Annotated in this window: 13 protein-coding genes; 12 read left to right on the top strand and 1 reads right to left on the bottom strand. The window is 28.7% G+C overall.

What is annotated here, in order from left to right; genetic code table 11:
- The first annotated feature begins 7 nt into the window (after positions 1 to 7).
- Positions 8 to 1,591 carry a LysM peptidoglycan-binding domain-containing protein gene (locus BWR22_RS00885; RefSeq protein ID WP_076731563.1) on the top strand — a complete coding sequence of 528 codons (1,584 nt, stop codon included), beginning with the start codon at positions 8 to 10 and terminating at the stop codon, positions 1,589 to 1,591.
- A gap of 19 nt (positions 1,592 to 1,610) precedes the next feature.
- Positions 1,611 to 2,600: a DUF4837 family protein gene (locus BWR22_RS00880; protein ID WP_076731562.1), complete on the top strand. Its 990-nt coding sequence runs from the start codon at positions 1,611 to 1,613 to the stop codon at positions 2,598 to 2,600.
- Between the two features lie 74 nt (positions 2,601 to 2,674).
- On the opposite strand, the gene BWR22_RS00875 is transcribed toward BWR22_RS00880, so the two are convergent.
- Positions 2,675 to 2,857, bottom strand: coding sequence for a Sec-independent protein translocase subunit TatA/TatB (locus BWR22_RS00875; protein ID WP_076731561.1), 183 nt, complete (start codon positions 2,855 to 2,857; stop codon positions 2,675 to 2,677).
- A gap of 479 nt (positions 2,858 to 3,336) precedes the next feature.
- Between BWR22_RS00875 and BWR22_RS00870 the strand changes: the two genes are divergently transcribed.
- The 10 genes from BWR22_RS00870 (at position 3,337) to BWR22_RS00825 (ending at position 14,215) form a co-directional block, all read left to right on the top strand.
- Positions 3,337 to 4,203, top strand: coding sequence for a M23 family metallopeptidase (locus tag BWR22_RS00870; RefSeq protein WP_076731560.1), 867 nt, complete (start codon positions 3,337 to 3,339; stop codon positions 4,201 to 4,203).
- 2 nt (positions 4,204 to 4,205) lie between these two features.
- Positions 4,206 to 5,705, top strand: coding sequence for a GH3 family domain-containing protein (locus tag BWR22_RS00865; RefSeq protein ID WP_076731559.1), 1,500 nt, complete (start codon positions 4,206 to 4,208; stop codon positions 5,703 to 5,705).
- A gap of 28 nt (positions 5,706 to 5,733) precedes the next feature.
- Entirely contained in the window at positions 5,734 to 7,425 is a 1,692-nt protein-coding gene (locus BWR22_RS00860; protein ID WP_076731558.1) for a DUF6909 family protein, read from the top strand.
- A gap of 7 nt (positions 7,426 to 7,432) precedes the next feature.
- Positions 7,433 to 8,488, top strand: a complete 1,056-nt coding sequence (locus tag BWR22_RS00855; RefSeq protein ID WP_076731557.1) for a hypothetical protein — start codon at positions 7,433 to 7,435, stop codon at positions 8,486 to 8,488.
- 17 nt (positions 8,489 to 8,505) lie between these two features.
- Positions 8,506 to 9,579, top strand: coding sequence for a hypothetical protein (locus BWR22_RS00850; protein ID WP_076731556.1), 1,074 nt, complete (start codon positions 8,506 to 8,508; stop codon positions 9,577 to 9,579).
- A complete protein-coding gene (rfbB, locus tag BWR22_RS00845) occupies positions 9,569 to 10,585 on the top strand; it encodes a dTDP-glucose 4,6-dehydratase (protein WP_076734332.1) in 1,017 nt (338 codons plus the stop codon). Before BWR22_RS00850 ends, rfbB begins: the two co-directional genes overlap by 11 nt.
- A 1-nt stretch (position 10,586) precedes the next feature.
- Positions 10,587 to 11,450, top strand: a complete 864-nt coding sequence (gene rfbA, locus BWR22_RS00840; RefSeq protein ID WP_076731555.1) for a glucose-1-phosphate thymidylyltransferase RfbA — start codon at positions 10,587 to 10,589, stop codon at positions 11,448 to 11,450.
- Between the two features lie 10 nt (positions 11,451 to 11,460).
- On the top strand, positions 11,461 to 12,009 hold the full coding sequence (rfbC, locus tag BWR22_RS00835; RefSeq protein ID WP_076731554.1) for a dTDP-4-dehydrorhamnose 3,5-epimerase: 549 nt from the start codon (positions 11,461 to 11,463) through the stop codon (positions 12,007 to 12,009).
- An 84-nt stretch (positions 12,010 to 12,093) separates the two neighbouring features.
- On the top strand, positions 12,094 to 12,942 hold the full coding sequence (gene rfbD, locus BWR22_RS00830; protein ID WP_076731553.1) for a dTDP-4-dehydrorhamnose reductase: 849 nt from the start codon (positions 12,094 to 12,096) through the stop codon (positions 12,940 to 12,942).
- 16 nt (positions 12,943 to 12,958) lie between these two features.
- Positions 12,959 to 14,215, top strand: coding sequence for a nucleotide sugar dehydrogenase (locus BWR22_RS00825; RefSeq protein ID WP_076731552.1), 1,257 nt, complete (start codon positions 12,959 to 12,961; stop codon positions 14,213 to 14,215).
- The last annotated feature ends 72 nt before the right edge of the window (positions 14,216 to 14,287 follow it).

The raw sequence follows: 14,287 nt of genomic DNA, 5'->3' as shown, positions 1-14,287 counted from the left end.
TTTTTAAATGACATTAGTTTTAAAATATACATTTCTCTTTTTTTCTGTTTTATTCGGAATGCAATTGTATGCGCAAGATTCGCTAAATGTAAAAACAACAAGGCTTTCAGAATCTGAATTAATTGCAGGCGAAAGCTATGTAATCGATACCATTGTAGACGGTAAAGTTTTTTTTAAAAAATCTATAGAACCTATAAAGGAAATAGATTTAACAAAAGAATTACAAGACCACGAAATGGCATCAGAATTCGATAAAAAATGGATGGAAGAGCTGTATAGCACCTCTCTTTTTGACACTATTTATCGAGAAGTAACAGATCTAAAATATGAGGCTGTATATTATCCAGAACTTTCTACAGATACTTTAAAGGCACGTTTAGAACGTTTAAATGCAAGGACTCCTTTTAATGTAGAATACAATCCGCAATTAGAAAACTTAATAAAACGTTGGTTAAAAAATAGACATCAGTCTATGGAGCGTTTAATGGGATTAAGTAAGTATTATTTTCCAATGTTTGAGCGAGAATTGGATAATTATAATATTCCTTTAGAGATGAAATATCTTGCCATAGTAGAATCGGCTTTAAAACCAAGAGCTAAATCTAGAGTTGGAGCAACTGGTTTATGGCAGTTTATGTTTGCAACAGGAAAACAATATGGGCTGGATGTAAGTAGTTATGTAGACGAGCGTAGTGACCCTATAAAATCTACAAAATCAGCGTCAATATATTTAGCAAAATTATACGAAATTTTTGGAGATTGGGATTTAGCATTAGCGGCATATAATTCTGGTCCAGGAAATGTAAGTAAAGCTATTAGGCGTTCTGGAGGTTACAGAAATTACTGGAATATTAGACCTAATCTTCCACGTGAAACAGCAGGTTACGTTCCTGCTTTTTTAGCTACAATGTATATATTCGAATATGCAAAAGAGCATGGTTTTATACAGCATAAACCTCAATTTAATTATGTAGAAACAGATACTATTCATGTAAAACAGATGATTACATTAGATCAAGTTTCAGAATTTACTGGTGTAAAAATGGAAGTCCTTCAGTTTTTAAACCCATCATATAAATTAGATGTTATTCCATATATAAAAGGTAAAAATTATACTTTAAGATTACCAAGAGATGTAGTAGGTATTTTTGTAAATAATGAAAAAGACATGTATGCTTTTGCTAAAGCAGAATTTGATAAACGAGAAAAACCATTACCTAAACTTTTAACTGCAGATACTAAAACAAGATATAAAGTAAAACAAGGCGATTATTTGGGTAAAATTGCAAGAAAATTTGGTGTTCGAGTTAGCCAACTAAAACAATGGAATGGTTTACGAAGTAATAATTTAAAAATAGGGCAACGTTTAACGGTATATCCTCGTAATCCATCGGCAATAACTAAAGCTGCTTCAAAACCTAAAAGTACTGCAAATTTTAAAGGAAAAACATATACCGTAAAGAGTGGAGACTCATTATGGAGTATTTCTCAAAAATTTTCTGGAGTTTCTGTTCAAGATATTAAAAATTGGAACGATATTAGTGGTACTAATTTAAAAATAGGAATGACTTTAAGAGTTTCTAAAAGTTAGTTATAAAAAAAATTAAATTATGCGTAAATTTATTCTATTAGTAACAATCGTTGCTACTACTTTATCTTGTAATAATAATGGTAAAAAAGAAAACATTAAAATACTACCAGATTCTGCAGGACCAGTTAATAAAATAGCTATTGTAATAAATAATGAATTATGGGAAAATAGCGTTGGAGATACTGTAAGAAGTATTATGGCGCAATCAATAGATGGATTGCCACAACCAGAACCAATGTTTTCTTTAAATCAAATACCAACTCAAGTTTTTACAGGATTTGCAAAACAAAATAGAAGTATTTTAAAAATAGAACAAGGAAAAGCAGATTTTAAAATTGAAAGAGATGTACACGCAAGACCGCAAAAAATTGTTACAATTTCAGGAAAAGATATAGCCGAAATTAAGGAGCAAATAATAAATAAAGCAGATAATATTGTTGAGGCTTTAAAAGAAGAGGAAATAAGGTACAAACAATCACAAATGAGTAAATCTCTATCTAATACTACAGATGTTCAAGAATCTTTAGGTATTAAGGTAAAGTTTCCATCTTATTACAGAGTAGCAAAAACAACAGCAACACCAGAAGATAAATTTAATTGGATAAAACGAGATTTACCAACAGGATATACAAATGTGTTGTTTTACGAATTACCATTAAGCGCTATTAAAAAAAATGACAGTTTAGTAAGTCAAATAATAAAAACAAGAGATTCTATTGGAAAAAAATATATTGCTGGTCCTGTAGACGGTAGTTATATGGCAACAGAAATGGCTTATGCACCACATGTTTACGAAACAATTATAGATAATAAACCTACAATAGAAGTTAAAGGTCTTTGGGATGTAAAAAAACAATTCATGTCAGGCCCTTTTTTAATGTATTTAATAGAAGATAAGGTAAATAATAGGTATTTGGTTGCAGAAGGATTTGTTTATGCTCCATCGGTTTCTAAACGCAATTATGTTTTTGAATTAGAATCTATTATAAGATCTATTAAAATTAATTAATAATATTTTTTAATATAGAGCACAAAAAAACCATCGCATTGCGATGGTTTTTTTGTGTTATTTAGTTTAGAAATTTACTTTTTTTCTTCAGCTTTTTCTTCGTCTTCTTTACTAGCGTCTTTAAATTCTTTAATTCCGCTTCCAAGTCCTTTCATTAATTCAGGAATTTTTTTACCTCCAAAAAGTAATAAAATAGCTAAAACTATTAATCCTATTTGCCATGGGCCTGGTGCTAAAAATATACTTAGTGATATCATAATAATTGTATTTAAAGCACAAAGTTAGTAATTAAAGTTTTTATAATGCGTTAAAACTTGTAAGATTTAATTTTTATTAAAAAATAAAACAAGCTATTAAAAAAAATATTAAGACAAGAAACTTAAAAATAGTTTAGTGTATAAAAAATGTTACATATTGGCTAAAAGATAGTTTTTTAAACCACAATTTTAGTATAATTTAAAATATAACTTTCAATGTTTTTTTATTAAGAGATTTTATGAATGAAACTCTAATTAATAAATATAACATGTGCTTGAGTATTTTAATCAAAGCAACATATAATAATAAACAAATACAAAGTAAGTGTCCTTAATTTTATAAAATAAAGTATTATCAAAATTTTATTAAATATTTAAAAAACAGCTATTTGTGTTATTTTTAATTTAAATTAAATAAAAAAAGTCTTTTTAAAATGTTTTACAAAAAAGCCTTTTTTATATTTGTTACAACATAGGTTATGAAAAAAAAGAAATCAAAAAAAATATCAAAAAAATTACTTCACAAGTATCGTTTGGTGATTTTAAATGAAGATACTTTTGAAGAAAGGTTATCGTTTAAATTAACAAGGCTAAACGTTTTTGTATTGGTTGGTATTTCATCTATTGCATTAATAATTTTTACTATTTTACTTATTGCTTTAACACCATTAAGAGAATATATTCCAGGATATTCTTCCACAGCTTTAAAAAAGAAAGCAGTAGAACTTAATTACAAAACAGATTCATTACAACAGGTAATTACAAATAATGACCAATATTACGCATCTATAAAAAAAGTATTAAAAGGAGAAATTAGCGCTGTAAATTTTAATCGAGACTCTATAATTGAAGCGGCAAATATTGAGACAAACGAAATAGATTTAACAGCAAACAAAGCAGATTCCATATTAAGAGCAAAAGTAGATAAGGAAGATAAGTATAGTCTTTTTGAAACAGCAAAATCAAAAACCAATTTTGTTTTATTTCCACCTGTAAACGGTGAAATTAGTGAACATTATAACACAAAAGAAAAACACTATGCAGTAGATATTGTTGTTGCAAAAAACACACCAGTAAAAGCAACAGCAGATGGAACAGTTATTTTTGCAGAATGGACTGCACAAACAGGTTTTGTAATTTTAATAGAGCATAGTCATGGCTTACTTTCTGTATACAAACACAATGCAACATTAACCAAAGAACAAGGAGATTTAGTAAAAGCTGGAGAAGTAATTGCTACTTCTGGAAATACAGGCGATTTATCTACAGGGCCACATTTGCATTTCGAATTATGGAGTGATGGCTATTCTGTTAATCCAACAAATTTTATAGATTTTAAGAAATAAATATGTCGTTAAAATCAATCTTAGCAAAATCATTTGCAAAATATATTTACTATAAAGTTCAAAAATGGTCTAATAATCCTATTGATACTCAAGACAAAGTATTTAAGAACTTAATAAACGAAGCAGCCCAAACTAAATTTGGTAAAGATCATGATTTTGCTAGTATAAATAATCATAACGATTTTGTAAAACGAGTACCAATTCGTGATTATGAAGCACTAAAACCTTATGTAGAAAGAGTAGTTGCAGGAGAAAAAGATATTCTCTGGAAAGGTAAACCACTCTATTTTGCCAAAACATCTGGTACAACTTCTGGAGCAAAATATATTCCTATTACTGCCGAAAGCATGCCTAATCATGTTAATGCGGCACGAAATGCTATTTTATTATATATCCATGAAACAGGAAATTCTAAATTTGTAGATGGCAAAATGATTTTTCTACAAGGCAGTCCTGTTTTAAAAGAACAAAACGGAGTACAATTAGGGCGTTTATCTGGAATTGTAGCACATTATGTACCAAAATATCTTCAAAAAAATCGTCTTCCTTCTTGGGAAACTAATTGTATAGAAGACTGGGAAACTAAAGTAGATGCTGTAGTAGAAGAAACTTTACCAGAGAATATGACAATTATTTCTGGTATACCATCTTGGGTTCAAATGTATTTTGAAAAGCTTCAGAAAAAAACAGGACAAAAAGTTGGCGATATATTTAAAAACTTTAACCTATTTATTTTTGGAGGTGTTAATTACGAACCATACCGAGCAAAGTTTGAAAACCTTATAGGAAGAAAAGTAGATAGTATAGAGCTATATCCAGCAAGTGAAGGTTTTTTTGCCTTTCAAGACAAGCAAAACGAAAAAGGAATGCTGCTTCAATTAAACTCTGGAATGTTTTATGAATTTGTTTTGGCTGAAGAGTTTTTTAATGAAAATCCAAAACGAATAACTATTAAAGACGTAGAATTAAACAAAAATTACGTAATAATAATTTCTACTAATGCAGGACTTTGGGCTTATAATGTTGGAGACACAGTAATGTTTACAAGTATAAAACCATATAGAGTTATTGTCTCTGGGCGCATAAAACATTTTATTTCAGCATTTGGAGAACATGTAATAGGTAAAGAAGTAGAGCATGCTTTAAAAGAAGCTACTAAAGGCACATTGGTTAGTATAAACGAGTTTACTGTAGCGCCTCAAATTAATCCAGAATCTGGTTTACCATATCACGAATGGTTTATTGAATTTGAAAATAAGCCAGAAAATTTACAAGATTTAGCAATAAAAATAGATAATGCATTACAACAGCAAAATAGTTATTATTTAGATTTAATTGTTGGTAAGGTTTTGCAACCGTTAAAGATATCTGTAATACAAAAAAATGGATTTCAAAACTACATGAAATCTATTGGAAAATTAGGTGGGCAAAATAAAATTCCACGCCTCTCAAACGATCGTAAAATAGCAGATGCTTTAAATACCGAAATAATATTTAAATAATAGTATATTTGCCAGCTAAGGAAATTACATGAGTAAAATTAAAAAACACGAAAGAACAAGAGCTCAAGAAAGCTCGAACGCTATTGAAAGAATGTACATTACAATGAGGCATTTATTCAACCGCGGTTTTTATAAGCCTATGGGCGTGTCTGGAGAAACTCTACGTGAAGCTCTTTTAGTATTAAGACCAGAAATTTATGGTTCTATAGCAGACGAAAAAGCTGAGCTAGAAGGACTTTTGTATGTTATAGATAGATTACCTATAGGTATAGAAGAGTGTCGTTTTATTAACTTAACAAGTGACGAAGGTTATGCTAATTCTCATTTTGAAGCCATAATACCTCCAAAAAGAAGACGAAATTGCTACAGGATTGATGCAGAGCAAATGAATATTGAAATTACACGAGGAAGAAGTGAAATTTACGATATTTTAACACATTTAACCTTTTTATTTGTTGAGTCTCATAAAATTTTTAAAAGAGTAGTTATAGATGATAAAGGCTCTACAACTAGAGACTGGATTAAACTTGAGGCAGCAGTTTTAAGTAAAAAGAAGCTAACAAAACCAGAAAGAGAAATTGCAATAACACATACGGCTAATATTTTAGGACGTACATTTAAAGAATTAACAGATGTTTATCCTGTTTTTGCTACAGCTAAACATCCAGAACGTTTATTAGAAATAGTATATTGGCTAGGTAAATTAGCAATAGATGAGGTTGTTAATAATAATAAGCGTACAGTAACTTTTAGTCCTGTTTTAAGAGAGCGTTTAGGGCATCATATTCATGGAGAACGTTGGGCAAACACTATAAAAGAGACATTAAAAGCAAACGGTTTATTATCTAGACCAATTCATATAGTTAGTGCAAATCTTCATAGTGTAATGAATACGCTTTATGCACCACAAGCTTTAAAAACGTTATCAGCAAAAAAGAATATATTTGAGGTTTACGAAGCTTTAAGTAGCTCAGAAAACGAGAATTTACGCAATAAAGTAACACAAAAAGCGTTACAGCAAGGGATGATATATATCAAAGATAGCTCTGGAACTAACATAAATGTTCAGATTTTTGATACCGCTAAATTTGATATAAGCCATACCGATTTAGATATAAAAAAACAAAAAGAGTCTAACGAGAATAAGCCTGTACTTTTTGTAATGGATTATGCATTTGGAGAGCAAGCTTACGAAACTATAGATGAATTTTTAAAACCATTTGGAGAAGGAAAAGATAAAATACATTTAAATATTGAATCTATTTCAATAATGGGAAAAGCTGGAATTTTAGAGGGAGGAAAAGGAGATATTATGATTCCTTCTGCTCATATTTTTGAAGGAACAGCAGACAATTATCCTTTTAAAAACGAATTAAAAAAAGAGCATCTTGAAGCACAAGGAGTAGATGTTTACGAAGGTAGTATGATAACTGTTTTGGGAACATCACTTCAAAACAAAGATATCTTGAAGTTTTTTAATACCTCTACATGGAATGTTATTGGGCTTGAAATGGAAGGAGCCCATTATCAAAAAGCAATTCAAGCAGCATCAAAAGTAAGAGGAAGTATTAATCCAGACGTAAAAGTAAGATATGCATATTACGCCAGTGATAATCCATTAGAAACAGGAAGCACATTAGCATCTGGTGGTTTAGGAACTTCTGGTGTTAAGCCAACCTATTTAATAACAAGAAAAATATTGCAACAAATATTTAATTAATATAGTAATGAATAAAGAATTACCGTCGAACAAAAACAACAATGAAGAGGTTGATTTAATTGTGTTTTTTAATTTTATTGGAAATGCAATAAATAAATTAATCGATTCTGTAAAAACTATTTTAGTTTCTATTTACGGTTTGTTTATTTCTATATTAAAAGTAGTATTTGTTAATATTAAAATATTATTAGGAGTTTTAGTTGTTGCATTTGTACTAGGTGCTTTTATAGATTTTAAAAGTGATAAAAAGTATTATTCTGAAATGTTTGTTATGCCAAAGTTCGAATCAAAATACGAACTAATTAATAATATAAAATATTTTAATTCTCTAATTAAAATTAGTGATATAGAAGAGCTGTCTAAGCAATTTAATATAACAGAAGAAGAAGCAAAATCACTTATTGAATTTGAAATTGAAATAGGTCCAGAATCAAAAAATGAACAGTTAGAGAGTTTTAATGGATTTTTGAAAACGTTAGACAGTATAACAAGAACCAAAATTACTTTGGATGACTATTTAGAAAATAGAAATATTTACACAGCCAATGTTTTTCTGCTTAGAGCGCGCTCAAAAAACTATAGAATATTTAAGAAACTAGAAGTTGGGCTTTCAAAATCTATAAGCAGTGAGTTTTCTGATATAGAAAAGAAAAAGAGAGATTCTGTACTTGTTTTAGAAAAAGAAATATTAGAACAGAATTTGGTTGAAATTAGGAAAATGAAAAACACCTATCTAGAAATTTTACAAAAAGAAGCCGATAAAAATACTGTATCTTCAAATATAGCCAACTCATTGGGTTTTCAAGTTGAAAAAACAGAAACTAAGGAAGACGAATTATTGTCTCAGGAAATAGCTGTTTTAAACAAATTAAATGCTTTAAAAAAAGAATTAGTTATAAACGATGAAATTTTTTCTAAAATCTCTGCATTTAAAGAAAAAGGATTAGTAGAAAATATTTGGTATAAAAAATTTAAATTAATATTACCTTTTATAGGATTGATTATATTAGCTTTAATAACTTCTTTTTTTAGATTTTATAAGCACGTAATTAATTATAAATAAAAATAAATTATTTCTTAATGAGTGATACTAACAAACCAGTAAAAGAAACAAATAAGGATGAAGAGGTAGATTTAATTGTATTTTTTAATCTTATTGGAGCTGCCTTAAATAAAGTATTTAACTTTATTTCTTTTGTCCTTAAAGCTGTTTTTTCAGTTATTATTTATACTATAAAAGTATTTATTGATGGTTGGAAAATTATTTTAGGTGTTATTGTAATTTCATCTATTATTGGATATGCTCTAGAAAAAACAACACCTAAATATTACCAATCAGAGATGTTGGTTAGACCATATTTCGATTCAAAATTTCAATTGGTTAATAATATTAGTTTTTTCAATGCTTTAATTACAAATAAAAATTATGACCAATTAAATTCAATTTTTAATTCAGACAGTACTTCAAATGTCGACGTTAAAGACATTAAAGGTTTTACTATAGAACCAGGACCAGAAACTGAAAACGATCGTATTTTGCAATATCAAGATTTTGTTCGTGAATTAGATAGTATAGGTCGTTTACAAGTAGATTATGATAGATTTATAGAAAATAGAAGTATTTATTCTGGAAGTATTTTTCTAATAACTGCAAAATCTAATAATAAAGATATTTTTAAAGATTTAGCTTACGGTATTAACTCTGCATTTACAAATGAGTATTCAAACTCAAAAAAGATAAAGGATACATTATTATATAAAATACAAAGAGAAAATATCGAAGAGAGTTTAGAAGAGGTTCAAAAACTTCAAGATATTTATATTCAAGCTTTACAAGAGCAGGCAAAAAGTCCTAGTCAAAGAGTAAGTGCAGGAGAGTATTTATTAACTAAAGAAAAAGAGTTAGATACTAAGGAATATGCCTTACTTGATAAAGAACTTGCTTTAAGAGATCAATTAAGAAAATTAGACGAGAAACGAATTACAGAAGATGTTTTTGTAGATGTAATCTCTAGTTTTCAACCAGTAGGAAGACAGGAAATAGGCTTGTTAGACAGATATTCTATTGTTTTTCCAGTTCTAGGCTTTATTTTATTATGTTTATTATATCTTATTAGAAGAGTAATTTTTTATGCTAAAAACTATGAAGGATAAAACTATTTTAATTACGGGAGGAGCTGGTTTTATAGGATCTAACTTTATACCATATTTTTTAGAAAACAACCCAGAAACCCACTTAGTAAATTTAGATAAATTAACTTACGCTGGAGATATAACAAATATAAAAGAGATTGAAAACAATCCTAATTATACTTTTGTTAAAGGAGATATTTGTAATAGAAAACTAATTGAAGATTTGTTCGATACGCATAAGTTTTCTGGAGTAATTCATTTTGCTGCAGAGTCTCATGTAGATAACTCTATTAAAAATCCAGGAGCATTTATAGATACTAATATTACTGGAACATTTAACTTATTAGATGTTGCAAAACAACATTGGATGAATGGGCCTAATCAAGTAAAAAAGGGTTTCGAAAATGCTAGATTTCATCACATTTCTACAGATGAGGTTTATGGAACTCTAGGAGAGACAGGTTTGTTTACAGAGCAAACACCATATGCTCCAAATAGTCCATATAGTGCATCAAAAGCATCTTCAGATTTTATAGTTCGTAGTTATTTCCATACTTATGGCATGAACGTTGTTACAACCAATTGTTCTAATAATTATGGGCCAAAACAACATGATGAAAAGTTAATTCCTACAATTATAAGAAAAGCCATTACTGGAGAAAATATACCAATTTATGGCGACGGTAAAAACATTAGAGACTGGTTATTTGTACTAGACCATTGTAAAGGTATAGAGTTAGTTTTTAAAAATGGAGAAGCTGGAGAAACATATAATATTGGAGGAAGAAACGAAAGAGATAACTTATATATAGTTAATACAATTTGCAAGATTTTAGATGAAATTAAACCAGCTGAAACATCTTATAAAAAGCAAATTACTTTTGTAACAGATAGGCCTGGTCACGATTTTAGATACGCTATAGATGCCTCTAAAATAGAAAATGAATTAGGTTGGGAAGCCGACGAAAATTTTGAAACAGGTATTAAAAAAACAATAAGTTGGTACTTAAATAAATATAGCTCATAATATGAAAGGTATAATATTGGCAGGAGGTTCAGGAACACGTTTACATCCATTAACTTTAGCAGTAAGTAAGCAGTTAATGCCTATTTACGATAAGCCAATGATTTATTATCCCTTATCTACATTAATGTGGTCTGGAATTAAGGATATTCTTATTATTTCTACACCTCACGATTTACCATTATTTGAAGCTTTACTTGGAGATGGAAAAAAGTTTGGATGCAATTTTGAATATGCAGTACAAGAAGCTCCAAATGGTTTAGCAGAAGCATTTATAATTGGAGCCGATTTTATAGGTAACGATAAAGTAGCACTAATTCTTGGTGACAATATTTTCTATGGTACTGGTCTAGAAAAGCTTTTACAGGATAATAATAATCCAGAAGGCGGTATTATTTACGCTTATCATGTACATGATCCAGAACGTTATGGTGTTGCAGAGTTTGATGATAATGGTAATGTTATTTCAATAGAAGAAAAACCAAAAAAACCAAAATCTAATTACGCAGTACCAGGTATCTATTTTTACGATAATGAAGTGGTTAATATTGCTAAAAATATAAAACCAAGCCATAGAGGAGAATTAGAAATTACAGACGTAAATAAAGAGTATTTAAGGCAAGGAAAACTAAAAGTAAGTGTCTTAGACAAAGGAACCGCTTGGTTAGACACAGGTACTTTTAAATCTTTAATGCAAGCCTCTCAATTTGTTCAAGTTATAGAGGAAAGGCAAGGTTTAAAAATTGGTGCTATAGAAGAAGTTGCATATAGAATGGGTTATATAGATAAAGCACAATTAAAAAAACTTATAGAACCATTAGTTAAAAGTGGTTACGGTAAACACCTTTTAAGCATTTTAGAACATTAATATTAGTATAATGAAAGTTTTAGAAACAAAATTAAAAGACTGTTACATTATAGAACCTAGAGTTTTCGAAGATAAAAGAGGTTATTTTTTTGAAAGTTTTAATACCAAACAGTTTCAAGAGTTAACTCACTTTAAAAATACGTTTATACAAGATAACGAGTCTTTTTCTACTAAAGGCGTTTTAAGAGGCTTGCATTATCAAACAGGAGAGCATGCACAATCTAAACTAGTTCGAGTTATAAAAGGTAAAGTTTTAGATGTAGCAGTAGATTTAAGAAAAAACTCAAAAACTTTTGGAGAATATGTTTCAGTAGAACTTTCAGAAGATAATAAAAAGCAATTGTTGGTACCTAGAGGTTTTGCTCACGGTTTTGTTGTACTTAGTGATACTGCAATTTTTTCATATAAATGCGATAATTACTATAATAAAGCTTCAGAAGCTGGTATTATTTTTAATGATAAAGATTTAAATATAGATTGGCAATTGCCTCAAGAGGAGCTTTTAGTTTCAGATAAAGATAGTATACTTCCAGCGTTTAAAAATGCTGTTATTGAATAAGAATTAAGTATATCTATAAGCTAAGAGTTAAATAATATTTTGCAGTAATAAACAATAGGTTTACTTATATAAAGAAAGATAAAAATGAAAACTAAAGTTTTAGTTACTGGTGCAAATGGTCAGCTTGGTCAATGTTTACAGTTATTGGCTTCAAAAGCTAACATTGAATTTACCTTTTTAAATAGTAAAGAATTAGATATAACCTCAGAAAAAAGTATAAAAAACAACTTTAATTCTACTTATAATTTTTGTATTAACTGTGCTGCGTATACAGCAGTAGATAAAGCTGAGGAAGAAAGAGATCAAGCTAATTTAATAAATAATATAGCTGTAAAAAATATTGCAGAATCTTGTAAAGAAAACAATATTACATTAATTCATATCTCTACAGATTTTGTGTTTAATGGAAATAAAACCCAAATGTATTCTGAACAAGATAGCACTAACCCAATTTCGGTTTATGGGCAAACAAAGCGAGATGGCGAAAAAGCTATAGAAAGCATATTAACTAAATATTTTATAATTAGAACCTCTTGGTTGTATTCTCAATTTGCAAATAATTTTGTTAAAAGTATGCTTAACTTATCTAAAACTAGAGATACACTTGGTGTGGTAAGCGATCAAATTGGTACTCCAACTTACGCTATAGACTTAGCAAAAGTTATATTAGAAATTATTAAACAAGATAAAAATTACGGTTTATATCATTATAGCAATAAAGGTGTTGCTAGTTGGTACGATTTTGCTAAAGCAATTTTTAATAAAACAAATACTAAAATTACTTTAAACGCCATTCCTACATCATCATATCCAACGGCAGCTAAAAGACCAAAGTATAGTGTTTTAGATAAAACTAAATTAGTAGAAAATTTTAATATTGAAATCCCAGAATGGGAAGATAGTTTAGATACTTGTTTAAAAGCTATATTTTAATATAACATCTATTATTATGGCTCATAAAATTGCAATTATAGGATTAGGGTATGTAGGTTTACCATTAGCAGTCGAGTTTGCTAAAAATAAATTTAATGTCATTGGTTTTGATATTAATGAAATTAGAATAAAAGAATTAAAGGCAAATAAAGATAATACATTAGAAATTTCAACTAAAGTATTACAATCTACTAAAACACTTAATTTTTCTAGTTCATTAGAAGACTTAAAAACCGCAAATATTTATATTGTAACAGTACCAACACCAATTACAAAACATAAATCTCCAGATTTAACACCAATAATTAAAGCAAGTAAAACAATTGCTAAAGTTTTAAAAAAAGGAGATATAGTAATTTATGAATCTACTGTATACCCTGGTTGTACAGAAGAAGTTTGTGCTCCAATATTAGAGTCAGAAAGTAAATTAGTATTTAATAAAGATTTTTTTTGTGGCTACTCTCCAGAGCGTATAAATCCTGGAGATAAAACGCATACAATAAGTAAAATTATAAAAGTAACTTCAGGTAGTACTCCAGAAGTTGCAACTATTGTAGATAATTTATATAAATCTATTATTACTGCTGGAACTCACAAAACAAGCTCTATTAAAGTAGCCGAAGCAGCAAAAGTAATTGAAAATACGCAACGCGATTTAAACATTGCATTTATTAACGAATTGGCTATTATTTTCGATAAGTTAGATATAGATACTACTCAAGTTCTAGCAGCAGCAGGAACAAAATGGAATTTCTTGCCATTTACACCAGGATTAGTTGGTGGACACTGCATAGGCGTAGACCCTTATTATTTAACACACAAAGCAGAATCTGTTGGCTATCATCCAGAGGTTATACTATCTGGAAGAAGAATAAACTCAAACATGGGAATGTTTGTAGCCAATAAATTAATTAAATTATTAGCACTTAAAGGAAGCGAAATAAAAGGAGCAGATGTACTTGTAATGGGTATAACATTTAAAGAAAACTGCCCAGATATTAGAAATACAGGTGTAATAAATGTAATTAAAGAGTTAAATGAGTTTGGTTTAAACGTAGATGTTTACGATTCTTTTGCAGATAAAGAAGAAGTAAAACAAGAATACGAAATCAATTTAATTCCAGAAATAACAAAAAATTATAAAGCCATAGTATTAGCTGTTAAGCACGATAAATTTAACATTTTAAATTGGAAAAATATTATAAGTACAGATACTGTGGTGTTCGATCTAAAAGGATTTCTACCGGATAATTTAGTAACTGCAAGACTTTAAGTGTTTTATACAAATTTAGAGCTAATTTATTAGTTTTAGTTTAATTGTTAAAATATTTATAAAAACAGTACT

The organism is Lacinutrix venerupis (assembly GCF_001971745.1).
Lineage (GTDB): Bacteria > Bacteroidota > Bacteroidia > Flavobacteriales > Flavobacteriaceae > Lacinutrix > Lacinutrix venerupis.
The sequence above is the reverse complement of the archived record's forward strand: the minus strand, read 5'-3'. Positions and strand labels throughout refer to the sequence as shown.

Coding starts and splice junctions, on each gene's coding strand:
- BWR22_RS00850 (WP_076731556.1), top strand. CDS start 8,506: ATGAGTGATACTAACAAACCAGTAAAAGAAACAAATAAGGATGAAGAG.
- BWR22_RS00875 (WP_076731561.1), bottom strand. CDS start 2,857: ATGATATCACTAAGTATATTTTTAGCACCAGGCCCATGGCAAATAGGA.
- BWR22_RS00865 (WP_076731559.1), top strand. CDS start 4,206: ATGTCGTTAAAATCAATCTTAGCAAAATCATTTGCAAAATATATTTAC.
- BWR22_RS00855 (WP_076731557.1), top strand. CDS start 7,433: ATGAATAAAGAATTACCGTCGAACAAAAACAACAATGAAGAGGTTGAT.
- rfbD (WP_076731553.1), top strand. CDS start 12,094: ATGAAAACTAAAGTTTTAGTTACTGGTGCAAATGGTCAGCTTGGTCAA.
- rfbA (WP_076731555.1), top strand. CDS start 10,587: ATGAAAGGTATAATATTGGCAGGAGGTTCAGGAACACGTTTACATCCA.
- BWR22_RS00825 (WP_076731552.1), top strand. CDS start 12,959: ATGGCTCATAAAATTGCAATTATAGGATTAGGGTATGTAGGTTTACCA.
- rfbB (WP_076734332.1), top strand. CDS start 9,569: ATGAAGGATAAAACTATTTTAATTACGGGAGGAGCTGGTTTTATAGGA.
- BWR22_RS00860 (WP_076731558.1), top strand. CDS start 5,734: ATGAGTAAAATTAAAAAACACGAAAGAACAAGAGCTCAAGAAAGCTCG.
- rfbC (WP_076731554.1), top strand. CDS start 11,461: ATGAAAGTTTTAGAAACAAAATTAAAAGACTGTTACATTATAGAACCT.
- BWR22_RS00880 (WP_076731562.1), top strand. CDS start 1,611: ATGCGTAAATTTATTCTATTAGTAACAATCGTTGCTACTACTTTATCT.
- BWR22_RS00870 (WP_076731560.1), top strand. CDS start 3,337: ATGAAAAAAAAGAAATCAAAAAAAATATCAAAAAAATTACTTCACAAG.
- BWR22_RS00885 (WP_076731563.1), top strand. CDS start 8: ATGACATTAGTTTTAAAATATACATTTCTCTTTTTTTCTGTTTTATTC.